The sequence below is a fragment of the Sporosarcina sp. UB5 genome (assembly GCF_050859005.1).
Taxonomy (GTDB): domain Bacteria; phylum Bacillota; class Bacilli; order Bacillales_A; family Planococcaceae; genus Sporosarcina.
In genome coordinates, this window is the sequence record NZ_CP125984.1 from 1,906,605 (window position 1) to 1,926,433 (window position 19,829).

Sequence of the window (19,829 nt, forward strand, 5' to 3'; positions counted from 1 at the left end):
AGGTTTGGAAACGTTAGGGAAGTTGGCAATGAAATCGGCGATCGCTTATCCCGATAAAGTAGCAGTAAAAGATAAGAGCCGGTCATTTACATATCGGGAAATGATGGAACGAGTTTACGCCCTGACAGCCTATTTTCATGAATTGGGGCTTCAAAAAGGCGACCGAATTGGAGTTCTCATGGCGAACCGGCTCGAGCATATCGAACTTGACATCGTAGCATCGCTCACAGGCGTCATCAAAGTTCCTTTAAATTATCGTCTTCATCCGAAAGAGCATGAATATATGCTGAAGGATGCCGAAGTGAGCCTCATTATTGGGGATAAAGAATTGATTGAACCGATCGAGACAGACGTAGCTGTACTTATGATTGGGGAGGAATATGAGAAGGCCGTTAACGTGAATATCGGAAAACGTTATATGGAAGAAGTCGGGGAAGACGATTTGTTCGCGATTATGTATACATCGGGAACGACTGGCAATCCGAAAGGCGTCATGTTGTCACATCGCAATATGATTTCCGGTGCGCTCTCGCTTGCCGCCGTTTGCGAGACGAGTTATGACGACATCATCGGGCATGTTGCACCGTTGACGCATGGTAGTAATTTTCTTTCGCATGTCGCGTGGCTATATGGATTGACGCAAGTCGTGTTCGATACATTCGAGCCGGAAGAGTTCGTCAATGAGTTGGCGAGAGAACGAGTATCGACGATTTTCCTCGTACCGACGATGGTGAATTTGATGATACAGCATCCGAATTTCGATCCGGCGAAGCTGTCGACGTTGAAAACGATCAATATGGCAGGCTCTGCAATTGCTGCAAGTAAGCTTGAACAAGCATTATCGCTCGTCGGACCGATTTTCGCCCAGACGTACGGGCAAGTCGAAGCTCCGATGTGCATAACGATGATGCCGAAGAACGAAATGGCGAATAGACTCGAATCATGCGGGCGCACCGGGCTTTTCGTCGACGTGAAAATTGTCGATGACGAAGGGAATGAAGTCGCGGACGGGGAAGTAGGCGAGATTATTTGTAAAGGATCGCTCGTCATGCAAGGCTATTGGAATAATAAGCAGGCAACGGAAGAGACGCTAAAGGACGGCTGGCTCCATACTGGGGATCTCGGCTGGAAAAGTGCGGAAGGGTATCTCCATATCGTTGACCGCAAAAAGGACGTCATTATTTCGGGTGGCGTTAATATTTATCCACGAGAAGTTGAAGAAGTGCTGAACTTACACACCGGCGTGAAAGAGACATGTGTCATCGGTGTTCCGGACGAGAAGTGGGGCGAAAATGTCGTCGCCTACGTTGTTTTGAACGGTACAGCGGAAGTGAAAGAAGAAGAACTGATTGCCTTATGTATTGAAAATATGGCTAGCTTCAAAAAGCCGAAGGAAATTCATTTCGTAGAGGAACTGCCAAAGAGCTCATACGGAAAAATATTGAAACGGGAACTCCGCAATACGCATGAGGGGGTCAACGCATGACTAATGTATACGTTCACGGCATCGGAATGACACAATTCGGTACGTTCGTCGAGAGGTCGATGAAAGAATTGCTTCTAGAAGCGTGCATCCAAGCATTGGAGGATGCGGGCAATCCAAAGGTCGATGCTGTATTTGTCGGAAATTTCATGGGGGGCGCCATTTATAACCAAGAAATCCTTGGCGCCATCGTTGCAAATGAGTTGGGGCTTGGATTTATTCCAACAGCGAAAGTCGAAGGGGCATGTGCTTCAGGAGGAATAGCATTGCGGCAAGGCATAATGGGCGTCTTAAGCGGGGAATATGAAACAGTCCTCGTCGCGGGTGTCGAGAAGATGAAGCATGCATCTACATCCGACGTCACTCAAGCAATTAATGCCGCAATGGACAATGATTCGAATGAAAAGCAAGCGGGATTAACGTTCCCGGGTTTTTTTGGTGTGTTGGCAAACCGGTATTTTTACGAAACAGGTGCGTCGAAAAAGCATTTGGCGATGGTCGCTTTGAAAAACCGCGAGCATGCGCTCCATAACCCGCTCGCACAATTCCAAAAGCCAGCAACGCTCGATGAAATACTGAATGCACGCATCATTACGAATCCGTTAGGTCTGTTCGACTGTTCACCGATGACGGACGGGGCAGCGGCGCTCGTCATCTCGAAGAAGAAATCGGGCGTGCATATCCGCTCTTCCGCCCAAAGCTCAGGGCCGACGCAAATGCAAGACGCGGATGATTTACTATCCATTCCGGCAATCCGTGAATCGGGCCGACTCGCCTATGAGAAAGCAGGCGTTGGTCCGGAAGATATCGATGTCGTTGAAATCCATGACTGCTTCTCAATGACGGAAGTGCTCGCCATCGAGGAATTGGGCTTCTTCAACAGCCGCGAAGGTTGGAAGGCGATTGAAGAAGGGCGGACGAAATCGACGGGAGACAAGCCTGTTAATACGAGCGGAGGCTTGCTGTCGCGCGGCCATCCAATCGGGGCGACAGGTATCGCTCAAATTTACCACCTCGTTCAGCAGCTTCGTGGTACTGCTCCGAACCAAGTGGACGGGGCACGACTTGCATTAGCTCAAAACTTAGGCGGCACGGGCTCCTATTCAACCGTTCACATATTGGAGAGGGTGTGATGACTTGAACATTTTTAAATGTAAATTATGCGATTACACAACTGTCTCAATGAAATACACATGCCCAACGTGCAGAACTGGCAAGCTTGAAGCCGAAGAAGTGTCTTCGAACGGAACAGTTTTCAGCTTTACCGATATCCATATTGCTCCAGCCGAGTTTGCGGACATCGCTCCTTATACGATCGCACTCATCCAGCTTGACGAGGCGGATGTGAAGGTGACCGTAAGGATGGATGGCCCAGTTCAAATCGGTGACAAGGTTCAATTGGAAAAGATTGTGGACGGCGCTTATTTATATACGAGTATATGATGGCTTGTGCTTGGGGTCGGTTTAATTGATTCCAAGCGCAAGTCTTTTTGTAAAGGGGGGAATCCGTTGAGGACATTGCAAGTAGCTACAGGAATAGTTTCAAAATATTTGCCGATATGGATTGTCCTTTTATCCGTAATCGCTTACTTAGCTCCGGAGTTTTTCATTCCGATCCGCGGGTTGACGGGTGCTGGGCTCGGAACGATCTTTCTTCTGATGGGTCTGTCTTTGTCGACCGATAAATTGATGGCGGTCATTAAAAACCCGAAGTTTGCATTTTTTGGCGTCTTCCTCAAATGGACGATGACAGTCGGTGTTTCAATTACAATTGCGTATTTGTTTTTCAAGGACGAAGCGCAAATTGCGACAGGAGTTATATTGGCGGGAACGGTTCCGAGTGGTACATCCGCAAATATTTACACATTCATTGCGGGTGGTGAAGTAGCGCTAAGCATTACGATGGCGACGATGGATACGTTCATATCGCCTATATTGACGCCGACTCTCGTGCAAGTATTTGCAGGTAAATTAATCCCAATTGCATTTTGGCAGTTGTTTCTCAATATTATTTACATCGTATTCATTCCGTTGTTGGCAGGTTTGTTCATCCAATGGAAGTGGACGAAAAAGGTGGAGGCCATTAAGCCATACACATCTGTCCTCTCCCAGCTTGCGTTATTCATCGTTATCTTGTCAGTCATCTCGAGTGCCCAACAATCATTGCAACAAAACTTATCAGTATTGCCACTCGTATTCGTAGCGGTCGTCCTTCAAGTGTGCATCCCGATGGCAGGTGGCTATTTCATTGCAAAGCTGCTGAAAGTCGCTGAACCGAACGCCCGCGCAATTTTGTTCCATACGGGCATATGTAACACAGCGCTTGCTGCAACTCTAGCAATGGAGCACGTCAGCTCCCTTGCTGCCGTACCGGCCGTCGCCAACATGGTCGTTAACTTAACGGTCGGCGCGCTCGTCGCAAGTCTATTTGAAAATAAATTAAAAATACCGGAGCGTGATGCTGTCGTTAGTAGTGAATGAAAAGCATAGAAAACGCTATTGCGGCGTATGTACCCCCTTACTAGTTCATACGTTAACAGTATTAGCTAGTCAGGGGGTTACATGTTGAAAATGAGGACAATGAACGTTATCGTGATCATTTTATTATTGCTTATGACGGCGGCTTGCGGTGGGAAACTACCAGTCGGTCAAGCCACTCTTACGCCGAAAGATGCTGTTGAACTGGCAATCGCGTGGAGCGGAGCAGCAGCGATGATCCAAGCTGGAGGATTGTACAAGGAAGGCGAGTACAATACATTCGACTATAAAGGATTGGAGCACCGCTATTTAGCAGCTCACTTGGATTCCAAAAAGAAAATGAAGGCGGAATTGCACAAGTTCGTGACGAAGAAAAAAGCGAAACGATTTATGAAGGCGAACGGAATTATGAAACATAAAGGAAAGTTGGCCTCGCCAGAAGTAGAAGAGGTACCGGGTTCGTTGCTCCAATGGGACATCGCGACCGCAAGGCAAGTGAAGTCAAAAAAGAACAAAATGACATTCGAACTAACGGTCCCAATTGGCGACACTCGGACTGCTGAGACTTTCATCGTGAGCTACACGTACGTAAAGAAATCTGGCTGGCGAATCGATAAATTTAATGAATAACGTAGAAAGGGCCTTTATTCAATTTAGGGCTCACAAATACTCCTTCAAGCACTCCATTATTTCACTAAGTACTCAATTAATTTCCTCCACCTAAACTAAAAATGTCCGTCCTACAAAAAAGCGAAAAAATATTTTTAAAATGTCATAAATCTTGTGATATGCAATATATCGCCAATGTAAGCGGATACAAAATAAATTAGTATTCCTAATTGAACAATAATTAGAAAAAGACGGTTGACGTGGGCTGAAATCCGATATATGATAGCAACAATCTATTTGGATATGTGAATCATTTCGCATAATTCATTCAGCTAGTAAGCTCTTGGATGATTTGATTAGGAGAGATAGCAATGAGAAGTGACATGATTAAAAAAGGAATTGACCGTGCGCCTCATAGGAGTTTACTGTATGCGACGGGCGTCAAAACGAAAGATTTGGAGAAACCTTTCATCGGCGTCTGTAATTCATATATTGATATTATTCCAGGCCATAAACATTTGAATAAATTTGCTGAAATTGTTAAAGAGGCAATTTGGGAAGCAGGCGGGGTTCCATTCGAATTTAACACGATCGGTGTCGACGATGGAATCGCGATGGGACATATCGGCATGCGTTACTCGTTGCCGAGCCGCGAACTGATTGCCGATTCTGCTGAAACGGTCATCAATGCTCACTGGTTCGATGGAGTGTTCTACATTCCGAACTGTGACAAAATTACGCCAGGCATGCTCATGGCGGCAGTCCGGACGAATGTCCCTTCCGTCTTCGTCTCAGGCGGACCGATGGAAGCGGGCGTATCCTCGTCAGGTTCTCCACTTTCCCTTACATCTGTGTTTGAGGGAGTTGGAGCATACAAATCAGGCAAGATGACGGCGGAAGAGCTCCTCGACATCGAAAACAACGCATGTCCAACGTGTGGATCGTGTTCGGGAATGTTCACGGCGAACTCTATGAACTGCCTAATGGAAATGCTAGGAATGACGTTGCCAGGCAATGGAACGATCGTAGCGACTTCGGATGAGCGCCACAAGCTTATTAAAGAAGCGGCGAAAAACTTAATCCGTATGGTGAAAGAGGATGTTAAACCTCGAGACATCATTACGAAGGAAGCGATCGACGACGCTTTCGCACTCGATATGGCGATGGGTGGATCGACAAATACGGTTTTACATACATTGGCGATTGCACACGAAGCAGAAATCGATTATAGCGTCCAAGATATTAATATAGTTGCTGAACGAGTTCCGTATTTAGCAAAAATTATGCCGGCGTCCGACATTTCAATGGATGACATTTTCAAAGCGGGCGGCGTCAGTGCGATCATTAACGAACTTACGAAAATTCCTGGAGCAATCCATCCGGATCGCATTACAATAACCGGAAAAACGATTGGTGAGGACGTCAAAGATTATCATATTACGAACGACCAAGTCATTCGGACAAAAGATAATCCGTACAGTCCGGTAGGCGGCTTGTCTGTCCTATTCGGAAATATCGCACCGGACGGCGGAGTTATTAAAGTCGGGGCAGTCGATCCTTCCATCAAGCAATTTACAGGTGAAGCGATCGTCTTTGAATCCCAGGAAGCAGCGCAGGAGAACATTGACAACGGCACGGTTCGAGAAGGGCATGTCGTCGTCATCCGGTACGAAGGTCCGAAAGGCGGGCCAGGTATGCCGGAAATGCTCGCTCCAACGTCAGCAATCCAAGGGAGAGGCCTCGGAACGAAAGTGGCACTCATTACGGATGGCCGTTTTTCAGGGGCATCCCGCGGCATATCTATCGGTCACATTTCACCGGAAGCAGCTGATGGCGGTCCGATTGCATTAGTCGAAGATGGCGATATTATCGACATCGATTTGACGAACCGGACAATTGAACTGAAAGTATCGGATGAAGAATTGGAAGAACGCCGTGCGAAGTTGCCGCCGTTCGAACCGAAAATTAAAAAAGGCTATTTAGCTAGATATTCAAAACTTGTCACGTCCGCAAGTACAGGCGGCGTTATGAAGATATAATAAATCGATGATGGGGCAAAAGGGGATAGAGTCTTGCATTCACAGAGAGCCGGTCGTGCTGGAAGCCGGCAATGCAACTATCCGCGACATCACCCCGGAGTGGATTGCTGAAAATGTTACTGAGTAGGCAATCCCGGGCTCAATTAATTTGGGCTCGTTATCAGCGAACGGACCTTCCATTAGGTCTGTTCACGAGGCGGCACATGTCGCGAACAAGGGTGGTACCATGAAAAAGCTTTTTCATCCCTTATACGAAGAACGGGTTTTCTTTGTGTGGGGAGAAAAGGCTTTTTCTTTTTTAATAAATTATTCGACTAGAAAAGTAAGGAGGAGTTCGTATATGAGTGCGGAAGTTCAAACGAAGCAGGCAGTTATGGAAATGACGCCAGATACTAAAGACGAAAAACAGAATAATCAACCGATGGATGGTTCTGCTGTCTTAATTCAAGGGTTAAAAGACCAAGGTGTCGAAGTCATTTTCGGTTACCCTGGAGGTGCCGTCCTACCGATTTACGACGCATTATACAAGGATCCGATTCCCCATGTGCTTGCACGTCATGAACAGGGAGCCATCCATGCGGCAGAAGGATATGCGCGAGTATCCGGAAAACCGGGCGTCGTTATTGCGACATCGGGTCCGGGTGCGACGAACCTAGTAACTGGAATTACGGATGCGATGATGGATTCATTACCACTCGTCGTCTTCACAGGGCAGGTGGCAAGCAGCGTTATCGGTACTGATGCTTTCCAGGAGGCAGATGTCATTGGCATTACACAGCCGATTACAAAGCATAACTACCAAGTGCAGGATGTTGCGGACCTTCCGCGGATTATTAAAGAAGCATTTCATATTGCTTCAACGGGCAGACGAGGTCCAGTTGTCGTCGACATTCCGAAAAACGTGGCTACAGAAATCTTCGTCACGGAGGAGGAACGCAATGCTGAAGTGAATCTGCCAGGTTACCAGCCAACGACTACTCCAAATTACTTGCAAATACAAAAAGCGGCAGAAGCAATCCGATTTGCACGAAAGCCGCTCATCCTTGCCGGCGCAGGCGTATTGCACGGCCAGGCAATGGAAGAACTGAAAACATTAGTCGAAACGAAACGAATTCCAGTTACGAATACGTTGCTCGGACTCGGCGGGATTGCAGGAAACCACGAATTGTTCCTTGGCATGGCAGGTATGCACGGGACATATACGGCGAATATGGCAATTAGTGAGTGCGACGTATTAATAAACGTCGGAGCCAGGTTCGACGATCGGCTAACAGGCAATTTAGAAACGTTCGCTCCATATGCGAAAGTCATCCATATCGACATCGATCCTGCTGAAATCGGAAAGAACGTTCCGACAGATATTCCAATCGTGGCGGATTCAAAGGAAGCATTACAAGCATTGCTAAAAACAGAATTCCATGCGCCGGACACCGAAGAATGGCTTGCATACTTGAACGGTTTACAGGAAGAAGCGCCGTTATGGTATAACACCGACGAGCACGAACTCCTACCGCAAGAAGCAATCCAAATGATCCACCGGATTACCGAGGGCGATGCAATCGTTACGACGGACGTCGGACAGCATCAAATGTGGGCGGCCCAATATTATTCATTAAACAATCCTGATCATTGGGTCACATCAGGCGGTCTCGGAACGATGGGCTTCGGATTCCCAGCTGCAATCGGTGCACAAATCGCGAAGCCGGATAAAAGGGTCGTTGCGATCGTCGGCGATGGCGGTTTCCAAATGACAGCACAGGAGCTATCCCTTTTACAGGAAATGAGAATTCCGGTGAAAGTCGTCATCTTAAACAACGGTGCACTCGGAATGGTACGCCAATGGCAAGAGACATTTTACGACGAGCGGTACTCGCAATCTTTAATTCCAGTTCAGCCAGATTTCGTCAAGCTTGCGGAAGCGTATGACTTGAAAGGGGTTCGCATTACGAAAAAAGAAGATGCTGAACAAATTTTCCGTGAAGCACTTCTGTCGGATGAGCCGGTACTAATCGATTGCCGAGTGAAAATGCTTGAAAACGTCTATCCGATGGTTGCACCAGGAAAAGGACTACAAGAAATGATCGGGGTGAAGAGCAAATGAGAAGGGTCATTACGGTTACAGTTATTAATCAAAGCGGAGTATTGAACCGGGTGACGGGGTTGCTCATGAAACGGCAATTCAACATTGAAAGCATTACAGTCGGGCACTCCGAACAGCCGGGCATGTCGAAAATGACATTCATCGTCCATGTGGAAGATGAACGAAAAATCGAACAGCTCGTCAAACAACTACAAAAACAGATTGACGTTATTAAAGTGAATGACATAACGGAAAAAGCGATCGTCATGCGGGAATTGGCACTCGTGAAAGTCGTCTCACCGCCGCATGCACGAAGTGAAATTAACAGCATCATCGAACCGTTCCGTGCAACGATCATCGACTCCGGGAAAAATGTCGTCACGTACCAAGTAACCGGAGATCCCGAGAAAATCGAGGCATTCATCAATCTCGTCAAACCGTATGGCATTAAAGAATTGGCAAGGACCGGAGCAACGGCATTCACCCGCGAAATCCAAAAAGTCAACTCACCACAGTTATCCATTTTAAAATAAATATAAAAACCTAAAATCCAAGGAGGAACTAACAATGGCTAAAATGTATTACAACCAGGACATCAATGAAGGACTACTACAAGGAAAGACAATCGCAATCATCGGTTACGGTTCACAAGGTCACGCACATGCACAAAACTTGAAAGACTCAGGATTCGACGTTGTCGTAGGCGTACGCCCAGGTAAATCATTCGACCAAGCGAAAGAAGACGGACTTAACGTCAAAACAGTAGCAGAAGCAGCTGAACAAGCAGACATCATCATGATCCTACTTCCGGACGAAAGACAAAAGAAAGTATACGACGAAGAGATCCAACCAGCACTAAAAGCAGGTAAATCACTCGTATTCGCACACGGATTCAACGTCCACTTCGGACAAATCGTACCACCTGCAGACGTTGACGTCTTCCTCGTCGCACCAAAAGGCCCAGGACACCTCGTACGTAGAACATATGAAGCAGGCGCAGGCGTACCAGCATTATTCGCAGTATTCCAAGACGTTTCCGGCCAAGCGAAAGACGTTGCACTTGCGTATGCAAAAGGGATCGGCTCAGCTCGTGCGGGCGTACTTGAAACTTCATTCAAAGAAGAAACAGAGACAGATCTATTCGGTGAGCAAGCAGTCCTTTGCGGCGGATTGACGTCCCTCGTTAAAGCTGGATTCGAAACGTTAGTAGAAGCAGGTTATCAGCCGGAACTTGCCTACTTTGAAACGATGCACGAACTAAAACTAATCGTTGACCTCATGTACGAAGGCGGCATGTCCGGAATGCGCTACTCAATTTCCGACACAGCTGAATGGGGCGATTACGTATCAGGACCGCGTGTCGTCGATGCAGACACGAAAGCACGCATGAAAGACATTTTGACAGATATCCAAGAAGGTAAATTCGCAGAAGGCTGGATCGCAGAAAACGAAAACGGTCGCCCGAACTACAATGCTTATGAGGAATCAGAAGCGAAGCACCAAATTGAAGTCGTTGGCGAAAAGCTACGTGCGATGATGCCATTTGTAAATGAGGGTAAGAAAACAAAACAGGAAGAAGTGGTGGGTAGTGCGAAAAATTGACATCTTTGATACGACACTTCGTGATGGAGAACAATCGGCCGGCATTAATCTAAACACGGCTGAAAAAATGGAAATTGCCCGCCAACTCGAACGTTTTGGCGCTACGGTGATCGAAGCAGGGTTCCCTGCTTCCTCACCTGGTGATTTCGAAGCGGTACAACGTATTGCAAATACAGTGAAAAACTCAACAGTGACCGGGCTTGCCCGTGCAATGAAGAGCGATATCGATACATCATGGGAAGCGCTAAAAGGCGGACAGCAACCTCATCTCCACGTATTTCTCGCAACTTCTCCAATCCATATGGAACATAAATTGATGAAAACGCCTGACCAAGTCGTGGACATTGCAGTCGAAGCCGTAAAATACGCAAAAAAATTCTTTCCACTCGTTCAATGGTCAGCAGAAGACGCATTCCGTTCCGACCGCGAGTTCCTCGTCCGGATCATCAATCAAGTAATCAAAGCCGGTGCAACGACGATCAATATTCCGGATACGGTCGGTTATGCAACGCCACAAGAATATGGGGCTCTATTCAAATTCTTGAAGGAGAATGTGACAGGCATTGAACGTGTGAAACTATCCGCACATTGCCATAACGATTTAGGGATGGCTGTCGCAAACTCTATCGCAGCGATTGAAAATGGTGCCGACCAAGTCGAAGGCACGATTAACGGGATCGGTGAACGGGCTGGAAATGCAGCGCTCGAAGAAATTGCGGTCGCTCTCCATATACGTAAGGACGTTTACGGTTTTGAAACGGGCATTAATTTACAAGAAATTAAACGCACAAGCCAATTAGTTAGCCAGTTGACAGGCGTCGTCATCCAACCGAACAAGGCGGTTGTCGGGAGAAACGCATTCGCACATGAATCCGGAATCCACCAGGACGGCATGTTGAAAAATCGGGAAACGTATGAAATCATTACACCTGAACTAATCGGTGATAAAACAGCTCCGTTAGCGCTCGGCAAACATTCAGGGAGACACGCATTCAAGGATCGTGCGATAACGATGGGCTTTGAGCTGAGCGACGCACAATTAAATGAAGCATTTGTCGAGTTTAAGAAACTTGCCGATCGCAAGAAGGAAATTACGGAAGACGATTTGTTCGTCCTCTTCACTGGAAAGCAAATTGCATACGCAGATGCTGAAATTTATGAACTAACGAATGTGCAAGTACAATACGGCACGTCCAATGTTCCGACAGCAACGATTGCAGCGAACGTCCCATCCGGGGAAAACATTGTCGTAGCGACAACAGGCGCAGGTTCAGTCGAAGCGATCTTCAATGCACTCGAACTGCTCGTCAAAGGGCAAGTGAACATTTTAGATTACCGTGTTACATCGATCGGAAAAGGACGCGATGCGCTTGGGGAAGCAGTCGTCAACTTGCGTTTCAACGGCGAAACGTTCACAGGTCGCGACGTTTCACAAGACGTATTAGAAGCATCCGCAAAAGCGTACTTGAACGCGATTAACCGAAAGTTAGTGAAGGATCAAGTGAGAGTGATGGAAACGGTTAGTAATTGATGGTGTAGTGGAATTGCGTTATGCGTGAAAAATAGGATTTATGCGTGAATTCCGGGGATTATGCGTGAATATCACGGTTTATGCGCAGATTTAGGGATTTATGCGCGAGTAAATGGTTTTATGCGTGATTTCCGTGACTTATGCGTAATTCTAACTGTTTATACGTTTATATTTGGATATATTTATACAATGCCGTGTCAGAAGATTTTGTGAATGGGAATGACAACAAGGAGGAGAAGTTCAATGGAAAAAAGAGTGGCTGTATTACAGGGCGATGGAATCGGACCGGAAGTAACATCGGCAGCTGTGCGTGTTCTTGAAGTGGTTGCAAGACGGTTCAACCACACATTCCATTTTAATTACGGTTCAATCGGTGGGGCGGCAATTGATGAATTCAATAACCCGCTTCCGAAGGAGACTGTAGATCTCTGTGAATCAAGCGATGCAGTGCTCTTAGGGGCGGTCGGCGGTCCAAAATGGGATCGGAATCCTTCAGAGTTGCGTCCTGAAAAAGGATTGCTCGCAATTCGAAAGCATTTTGACTTATTCGCAAATCTAAGGCCAGTTAAGGCAGTCCCTTCCTTGCTTCACGCTTCTCCTCTTAAAGAGGAAATCGCGCGGGAAGTCGACATGATGATTGTCCGTGAGTTGACGAGCGGTCTCTACTTTGGGCAACCGAGCCGCAAGACAGACAAATCCGCGGTCGACACACTCGTCTATACGCGTGAAGAAATTGAACGCATCGTTGAAAAGGCATTCGAGCTTGCGCGGATGAGACGAGGGAAAGTGACATCTGTCGATAAAGCGAACGTATTGGAGTCAAGCAAGCTTTGGCGTGAAATCGTCGAAGAGAAGCGGAAAGGGTATCCAGACGTTGAAGTTGAACATCAGCTCGTCGACTCGGCAGCGATGAAATTAATTACGAATCCAAAAGCGTTCGATGTGATCGTCACTGAAAACATGTTTGGCGACATTTTAAGCGACGAAGCTTCTGTTATTACTGGATCACTTGGTTTAATGCCGTCAGCAAGCGTTCGGTCAGATGGATTCGGCCTTTACGAGCCTGTGCATGGCTCAGCGCCTGATGTTGCGGGCATGGGTATCGCGAATCCAGCAGCAGCCATTTTGTCAGCAGCGATGATGTTACGCTATTCATTCGGAATGGAGACGGAAGCGGCAGCGGTTGAAAAAGCGGTAAACACAGTATTTGAGGATGGCCATTTTACAGCTGATCTTTCGAATGGCTCAGAACGTGCTCTATCGACAATTGAATGGACGGATAAAGTAATTAGCGAGCTCGATTTACAGTTCGTCTCAAATAGCATCATGTTTTCATACGTCTGAAATGAAAGGAGAAGTTCAAATGGCCAAAACAATTATTGAGAAAATATGGGACCAACACATTGTATACGAAGAACAGGGAAAACCGGATTTACTATATATTGACCTTCATTTATTACATGAAGTTACTTCTCCACAAGCGTTTGAAGGGTTGCGGCTAGCGGGGCGGAAAGTGCGCCGTCCCGACCTTTGCTATGCGACGATGGACCATAATGTCCCAACTCGCAACTTGCCGACGATTAACGATCCAATCGCTAAAAAGCAAATTACGACGTTAGAGAAAAACTGTGAGGAGTTCGGTATCGAACTTGCACATATGGAGCATCCCGACCAGGGGATTGTCCACATTATCGGTCCTGAACTCGGGTTGACGCAACCAGGCAAAACGATTGTTTGCGGGGATAGCCATACGTCGACGCACGGTGCATTCGGCGCCATCGCGTTTGGAATTGGTACGAGTGAAGTTGAGCATGTCCTGTCGACACAGACGTTATGGCAATCAAAACCGAAAACGATGGAAATACGAATTAATGGAAAGCTAGGCTTCGGTGTAACAGCGAAAGATGTCATCCTTGCGATTATCTCGAAATTTGGTATCGACGTCGGAACAGGGCATATCGCTGAGTATACGGGCGAAGCGATCCGTTCGATGACGATGGAAGAGCGAATGACGATTTGCAATATGTCCATTGAAGCGGGGGCAAAAGCCGGTTTGATTAGCCCGGATGAGACGACGATCGAATATTTGAGGGGACGTCGTCACGTTCCTGAAGGTGAAGCGTTCGAGCAGGCCGCTGAACAATGGCTCTCTTTAGCAACGGATGAAGGGGCAGTGTACGATACAGTTCTTGAAATTAATGCAGATGAAATCGAGCCGTTCGTTACGTGGGGTACGAACCCGTCAATGGGATCCGGCATTAGTGCAAGTGTCCCGTCAGCTGACGACTTCGAGAATGAATCCGATAAAGAAGCGTTGAAAAAAGCGCTTGCTTATATGGGGCTTGAAGAAGGAACACCGCTTACGGAAATTGACATTCAGCACGTCTTCATTGGTTCTTGCACGAATGCACGTTTAAGTGATCTGCGAGCTGCTGCGGAAGTGATTGCGGGTCAAAAAGTGCATCCGAATGTGACAGCAATCGTCGTTCCAGGTTCGCGTACGGTGAAGAAGCAAGCAGAAGAGGAAGGGTTAGATAAAGTCTTCATCGAAGCAGGCTTCGAATGGCGCGAATCGGGATGTAGCATGTGCCTTGCGATGAACGATGATGTCGTCCCTGCAGGCGAACGATGCGCTTCAACATCGAACCGGAACTTCGAAGGTAGACAAGGAGCGGGTTCCCGCACACATCTAATGAGCCCTGCAATGGCAGCGGCGGCAGCGATTAACGGTCATTTCACCGATGTTCGAAAGATGAAGCTGGCTCACGCTTAATGAACCCGAAGATGAAGAAAGGATGATTCCATGAAACCGATCAATGAAGTGCGTAGCGTCATGACCCCATTAAATAGAAAAAATGTAGATACGGACCAAATTATTTCAAAGGAATTTCTGAAGCGGATTGAACGGACTGGCTTCGGAAAATACCTTTTCTACCATTGGCGCTTCCAAGCAGACGGTACGGAAAACAAGGAGTTTGTGTTAAACGACGACCGGTTCAAAGACTCAAAGATTCTCGTTGCACACGATAACTTCGGATGCGGTTCCTCTCGGGAGCATGCGCCATGGGCGATTCTTGATTACGGATTTGAAGTCGTCATCGCGCCGTCGTTTGCAGATATTTTCCATAATAACTGCTTCAAGAATGGCATCCTTCCGATCCGTCTCCGTGTTGAGGAAGTCGAAGAGCTTTTATCGAAAGGCGAATCTGCTCCTTATACATTAGAAATCAATCTTGAAGAACAAACTGTAAAAGGCGAAGACGGCAAGACGTATTCATTCGACATCGATCCGTATTATAAGCAAATGCTGTTGAATGGATGGGACGAAATCGCGTTGACGTTCCAATACGAAGAGCATATTGCACAGTATGAAAAAAAGCATGCGTAATAATCAATCCACCTTCCTATTACATTGAATGGGGAGGTGGATTTTCTCGTTCTCCAAAACTGTGAGTAAAGAGGAAAGAAATCCCCGCTGATTTGAAGTTTCACTTTATGGTATGATAGGACAAGATTTACGAAACGGATGTTGTAGGAGGGTGAAAATCAAACATGAAACATAGAATGACGACTGTCGTGCTGGCGAGTGTATTATCTTTAGCGCTCGTGCTATTCGGATGCAGCCCGACAGACGCGAATACGATATCGATCGACCAAAATTTTTCTGACATACATAATGAATTTTGGGCTAAAAACGAAGTGACGCAACTCGTCGATATGGGGATTATTAATGGCTACCCGGACAAGCAGTTCAGACCGGCACTTGAAGTATCGCGCGGACAGGCGGCGAATCTCCTATCGAGCGCACTTCAATTACCGGACGCTCCATATGAACCGATTTTCAAGGACGTTAGCAGTAAGTCCTCTCATTTAAAAGGGGCAATGTCGACATACAAAGCTGACATCTTCCTTGGCAAAGAGAACGGTACATTCGGTGTGGGAGATTCATTGACACGAGAACAGATGGCGACGGTTATCGTTCGAGCGTTCGACTTGCAAGATACAGGAGAAGACATCCATTTCAAGGATGAGAATCGAATTAGCGCATCCCATAAGGAAGGCGTGAAAATTCTTGCGCAGCACGGTATTACGACTGGTAAAGAAGACGGTACGTTCGATCCGAAAACAGCGGTGAATCGTGCAACGTATGTCGTTTTCCTTCATCGTGCGATGGTGAAGACGGGTAAAATTGAAGAAAGCAAAGAAATCGTCTTTAAAGAACCGACGACGCTTGGCAAGTATGAAACAATTCGATACGAACAGAATTTTGTAGAAGTGCCGATTGCTGGGACAGGAAAAACGTATTTACGTTCTAATTCCTATTTGCAATTTGCAGGTGAAACAACAAGAAAGCACGCTCATTCCACAGATACGATTTATACGTATAAAGTGGCCGGCCTATCTCCGGCAGTAGTGAATGTTACGAAGCGGCTTCTTGAAAACGGAGATTACTTCATTTTTACAGAACTAAAAAACCAACAACGGATGCCAATTCGAATCGATGTCATCCAGACAGAGGGCGATGTGTCGAAAGGCATTTTACGTGAATACAGCCGCTTTCCAATTAAAAAAGATACGGACGGTACATTCGGTTTCGATTTGACGACATACCCGACAGGCATTTATGAAAAGACGTCCGCAGATGGTGACAAAGCGCAGCGAATGATCGGTAAAGCTTATCGATCGAAAGAGTTGACGATGTCGTATCCAAACGGCGCAAGCAGCCATACGCGTGAATTGTTAGAGGAAAGCGAGGCATTCAGCGGGATTCTTCTCGGAGACACGCAACTTTCAGTCTATACGTTGAAGTCAAGAGGGTATGACATTGTCGACCAATGGCTCCTCGTTTCCGATGAACTGCTCTTCTCGAACCATCAAATTATGGATCGGTGGATGCTCGAATCCGCAACATACTATAAGAAGCGGAATAAATGGTATACAGCAAACGGTCCGTACAATAAAATGGCGACGACAATTGAACCGATGCCGAAATCCGGAAGAGGCTACGGCCGCAACTTACTCCTCGTGAAAGAGGACCGCACGATGGCGATGTACAATGAAACGAAGGAACGGTATTTCGAAAGTCTTCTATATAATTCATTTGCGAACCTTGACATATTCCGAGGCGACCAAACGTATTGGGAAACGGAAGTAACGAGTACGTATTTGAAAAATCTGTTCGGCATTACAGCTCCTTTCGTCGATACACGATTCAATGAACAGATTGCTTTATTCCTTTATAATGGAGGAAAGGCGTTTGGCCATGATGACTATACGCTCGGATTGAAAAATTACGCAGATTTGCTCGTCTCCCAAAAAGAGAAGGGCAATATTATTAGAGTCGATGCAAATTCGTATTACATCCAAGATTACTTCCCGTCGAAGCAAGACGTGAAGACACACAGTTCCATGAATCATCTTCTTGGTGGAATGAACATTCTATTGCTCGCCTACAAAGAGCTCGGCGATCCTATCTACTTGCAAACAGCTGAAAGCATACATTCCGCACTTGAGAAAGATGCCGATAAATGGATCCGTCCGAACGGAGACATTTGGTATAAAATTTCTCCGGACCATACATTTGTCGGAGAGGATTACGTCCATTTAACATTAGAGGATCTTATCCATTCATATGAAATGTGGTCCGAAATCGACCAATCCAAAACGGCAGTCTTTGAGAAAATGATTATTTCGAAGTCAGGCTATATGGATGCAAATAATAAAGGTTATACGACGAAAATTAAACTAGGTCTTGACCGTATCGGCATGCCAAAATTATTGCCAGCAGGCGTTGAACATACGGACGCATTATAATTAGCGATAAAAAAAGTAGAGGAGGAATCGTAATAGATTCCCCCTCTACTTTTTTATTATGATTCAATCAATCTTATTTACTAAGTCAGAACGGATCCATCCATAATCGGACGGAGGATTAATGTCTGCTAACACTTTGTACCATACATAACCGTCGTTTCCTGTCACTTCATCGACAATGACGACTGGATAGCCGAATGCTGCATTATAGCCAGGATTTTTCGGTTTGTATGTGAACAATTTATTATCAGAACGAACTTCAGGATTTGTTCTTACGTTCACCCCTTCTGGACCGGTATAATTAATGCTGCCTAATTGCACTTGTTTATAATCGTGCCCACCAAGGAATGAATCCATTTTCCACATATGACCTGCAATTTTGCTTCCCCAGTTCGGATCGGACGCATATCTTACGTTAATGCCGACCGCTTTATTGCCTGGAACAGCTCCATTCGAGTGTGCGCCAAGTGGATTTGCATAGTTCAAGTTAATATAGCGCTGGATAAAAGCGTCAACGCTATTTTCAGGAGCCATATACACTTCTCCTAATTCAGGGGAAGAATCAAAGACTCTAATTCCGAAAAGATTATTTTTCGTTTGTGCGTTAACACTCATGCCGTAATCACTTTCGTGGATCGCTGTTGCAAGAATGAACATCGCGTTCACACGATGTGTCTCTTCCATTGACTTTAAATATTCTCCTAAACCGATTAGCTTCGAGTTAACTGTTGCCTCTTTGTAGCGAGCAAAACCTGTGCTTTCTCGGTCTGCAAGCGCCCAATTGATGTAGGCATTAAGCTCTTCAGCAGAATACGATGTTGGCTGTCGAACGGATTGGAATTGGAAGTATGGATAATACGTAATCATATTTTTCGTTCCAATTTCCGTGAAATGAACACCGTCGAAGCTCGTATATTTTTTGCCGTTATGCATCTCAGGTGCAGCAGGACCTACGTTGTATTCGCCTCTTGTCTTGTTAATATTGTCATAGGTTGAATGCGCCAAAATACCATTAATGACTACATAGTAATCATAGCCAGTGACGAGTTCGGTAGGTACGAGATCGACTTCATTATGTTTTGTGTAGAATGTCGAACCTGCGAATTCAACGATTACATAATCCGCGCCGCTCCCAATGTATTTCATTTCGCGGCCTTTCGTTATGTACGTCACTTCATTCCGCAATAATTTATCGCTGTAAAGGGACGTATATTGCTTCGAGTTTTCCGCGCCGAATGCACGGCCCGCTTTCACTTTAATAATATCGTTGCCTTTTTGAATAACTTTAATGGATGAAGATGCATTGTACACTGCCAATGCATCTTCATAAGTTTTGTATAATGCAGCCGTCGGAACGACTTGTCCGTTTGAAATCGAGCTAACTTTATAGATTTCAGGATCCTCGTCAGGTATTTCTGGATTTGTCGGTTCAGTCGGCTTTAAAAGCTCAGCTGCTGCATTCATTCTGAAAAGGAATGCGGCTGCATGGGCGATTGTTGCGCTATTTTTCGGTTTGAAATAAACGCCCGTTTTCTGATGGTCTCCACGGATAATACCTAAGTAGACAGCCGCTGAGACGGCATCGTGGAAATTAGCTGAAATTTGATGCGAATCTTTAAATGTAAAATTCGTCTTTTGAATAGGAAGCCCCATATAACGGAATGCTTTGTATATCATTCCCGCCATCTGTTGGCGTGTAATGTTATCATTCGGTTTAAATGTGCCGTCCGGATAACCGGAAAGTAAACCTGCTCCAGCAGCATTTTGAATTTCAATCGTCAATCCGGAATTCGCCTTCAAATCTTTGAATGTATATTTCGTAGATGGTGGCAAATCTAGAGCGCGGGCGAGATAGGAAGCAAATTCTCCTCGAGTGACCGCTTTATTCGGATTGAATTTGCTATCTGTCCGAATGACGTTTTTCTGAATCCAATAATTCAACTCCGTTTCCATTTGGTGACCAGAGACCGTGCTCGCTTCCACCGGCTTTTGGAAAAGAGGAGTCATTATTAGTAGTAAAGCTAAGGCAAAAATACTTAATTTTTTCACCGATAAACCTCCTTTTGTACATCATCTATCATAATATCAGATTCTTTATGAAATAATAAGGTGTATTTAGACGTAAATTTACGATTTACTAGAAATAAATTGTTCTACTAACTCTATGAGAGATGATGCACGAGGAGACTTCAA

At 45.9% G+C, this 19,829-nt stretch carries 15 protein-coding genes; 14 read left to right on the plus strand and 1 reads right to left on the minus strand.

All coding sequences use genetic code 11. The annotated features are described in order from the left end of the window. Positions 1-4: 4 nt before the first annotated feature. From QM454_RS09745 to QM454_RS09810, 14 genes are all read left to right on the plus strand, one after another. Positions 5-1,486, plus strand: coding sequence for a class I adenylate-forming enzyme family protein (locus QM454_RS09745; RefSeq protein WP_432363941.1), 1,482 nt, complete (start codon positions 5-7; stop codon positions 1,484-1,486). Next, positions 1,483-2,616 carry a thiolase C-terminal domain-containing protein gene (locus QM454_RS09750; RefSeq protein WP_432357335.1) on the plus strand — a complete coding sequence of 378 codons (1,134 nt, stop codon included), beginning with the start codon at positions 1,483-1,485 and terminating at the stop codon, positions 2,614-2,616. The genes QM454_RS09745 and QM454_RS09750 overlap by 4 nt, the downstream gene beginning before the upstream one ends. A gap of 4 nt (positions 2,617-2,620) precedes the next feature. Beyond that, positions 2,621-2,926 carry a Zn-ribbon domain-containing OB-fold protein gene (locus tag QM454_RS09755; protein ID WP_432357337.1) on the plus strand — a complete coding sequence of 102 codons (306 nt, stop codon included), beginning with the start codon at positions 2,621-2,623 and terminating at the stop codon, positions 2,924-2,926. Between the two features lie 66 nt (positions 2,927-2,992). After that, positions 2,993-3,964: a bile acid:sodium symporter family protein gene (locus QM454_RS09760; RefSeq protein ID WP_432357338.1), complete on the plus strand. Its 972-nt coding sequence runs from the start codon at positions 2,993-2,995 to the stop codon at positions 3,962-3,964. A gap of 90 nt (positions 3,965-4,054) precedes the next feature. After that, entirely contained in the window at positions 4,055-4,591 is a 537-nt protein-coding gene (locus tag QM454_RS09765; RefSeq protein ID WP_432363943.1) for a DL-endopeptidase inhibitor IseA family protein, read from the plus strand. Between the two features lie 350 nt (positions 4,592-4,941). After that, positions 4,942-6,609 (plus strand): dihydroxy-acid dehydratase, encoded by a 1,668-nt coding sequence (gene ilvD / locus QM454_RS09770; RefSeq protein WP_432357339.1) that lies wholly within the window; start codon positions 4,942-4,944, stop codon positions 6,607-6,609. Between the two features lie 340 nt (positions 6,610-6,949). Further along, on the plus strand, positions 6,950-8,710 hold the full coding sequence (gene ilvB / locus QM454_RS09775; RefSeq protein WP_432357341.1) for an acetolactate synthase large subunit: 1,761 nt from the start codon (positions 6,950-6,952) through the stop codon (positions 8,708-8,710). Continuing rightward, positions 8,707-9,222 (plus strand): acetolactate synthase small subunit, encoded by a 516-nt coding sequence (ilvN, locus tag QM454_RS09780; protein ID WP_432357343.1) that lies wholly within the window; start codon positions 8,707-8,709, stop codon positions 9,220-9,222. The genes ilvB and ilvN overlap by 4 nt, the downstream gene beginning before the upstream one ends. A 34-nt stretch (positions 9,223-9,256) precedes the next feature. Continuing rightward, complete coding sequence (gene ilvC / locus QM454_RS09785) at positions 9,257-10,291, plus strand: ketol-acid reductoisomerase (RefSeq protein ID WP_432357344.1); 1,035 nt, start codon at positions 9,257-9,259, stop codon at positions 10,289-10,291. Next, positions 10,278-11,822: a 2-isopropylmalate synthase gene (locus tag QM454_RS09790; RefSeq protein ID WP_432357346.1), complete on the plus strand. Its 1,545-nt coding sequence runs from the start codon at positions 10,278-10,280 to the stop codon at positions 11,820-11,822. Before ilvC ends, QM454_RS09790 begins: the two co-directional genes overlap by 14 nt. Positions 11,823-12,065: 243 nt before the next feature. Then, positions 12,066-13,166, plus strand: coding sequence for a 3-isopropylmalate dehydrogenase (leuB, locus tag QM454_RS09795; protein ID WP_432357348.1), 1,101 nt, complete (start codon positions 12,066-12,068; stop codon positions 13,164-13,166). 19 nt (positions 13,167-13,185) lie between these two features. Next, positions 13,186-14,595 (plus strand): 3-isopropylmalate dehydratase large subunit, encoded by a 1,410-nt coding sequence (gene leuC / locus QM454_RS09800; protein ID WP_432357349.1) that lies wholly within the window; start codon positions 13,186-13,188, stop codon positions 14,593-14,595. A gap of 30 nt (positions 14,596-14,625) precedes the next feature. Continuing rightward, positions 14,626-15,210, plus strand: a complete 585-nt coding sequence (gene leuD / locus QM454_RS09805; protein ID WP_432357351.1) for a 3-isopropylmalate dehydratase small subunit — start codon at positions 14,626-14,628, stop codon at positions 15,208-15,210. 164 nt (positions 15,211-15,374) lie between these two features. Beyond that, positions 15,375-17,636: an S-layer homology domain-containing protein gene (locus QM454_RS09810; RefSeq protein ID WP_432357353.1), complete on the plus strand. Its 2,262-nt coding sequence runs from the start codon at positions 15,375-15,377 to the stop codon at positions 17,634-17,636. Positions 17,637-17,699: 63 nt separating this feature from the next. Here the strand turns inward: QM454_RS09810 and QM454_RS09815 are convergent, their stop codons facing one another. Then, complete coding sequence (locus QM454_RS09815; protein WP_432357354.1) at positions 17,700-19,685, minus strand: S-layer homology domain-containing protein; 1,986 nt, start codon at positions 19,683-19,685, stop codon at positions 17,700-17,702. Positions 19,686-19,829: the final 144 nt, after the last annotated feature.

Coding starts and splice junctions, on each gene's coding strand:
- ilvN (WP_432357343.1), top strand. CDS start 8,707: ATGAGAAGGGTCATTACGGTTACAGTTATTAATCAAAGCGGAGTATTG.
- QM454_RS09750 (WP_432357335.1), top strand. CDS start 1,483: ATGACTAATGTATACGTTCACGGCATCGGAATGACACAATTCGGTACG.
- leuB (WP_432357348.1), top strand. CDS start 12,066: ATGGAAAAAAGAGTGGCTGTATTACAGGGCGATGGAATCGGACCGGAA.
- QM454_RS09810 (WP_432357353.1), top strand. CDS start 15,375: ATGAAACATAGAATGACGACTGTCGTGCTGGCGAGTGTATTATCTTTA.
- ilvD (WP_432357339.1), top strand. CDS start 4,942: ATGAGAAGTGACATGATTAAAAAAGGAATTGACCGTGCGCCTCATAGG.
- leuD (WP_432357351.1), top strand. CDS start 14,626: ATGAAACCGATCAATGAAGTGCGTAGCGTCATGACCCCATTAAATAGA.
- QM454_RS09765 (WP_432363943.1), top strand. CDS start 4,055: ATGAGGACAATGAACGTTATCGTGATCATTTTATTATTGCTTATGACG.
- ilvB (WP_432357341.1), top strand. CDS start 6,950: ATGAGTGCGGAAGTTCAAACGAAGCAGGCAGTTATGGAAATGACGCCA.
- leuC (WP_432357349.1), top strand. CDS start 13,186: ATGGCCAAAACAATTATTGAGAAAATATGGGACCAACACATTGTATAC.
- ilvC (WP_432357344.1), top strand. CDS start 9,257: ATGGCTAAAATGTATTACAACCAGGACATCAATGAAGGACTACTACAA.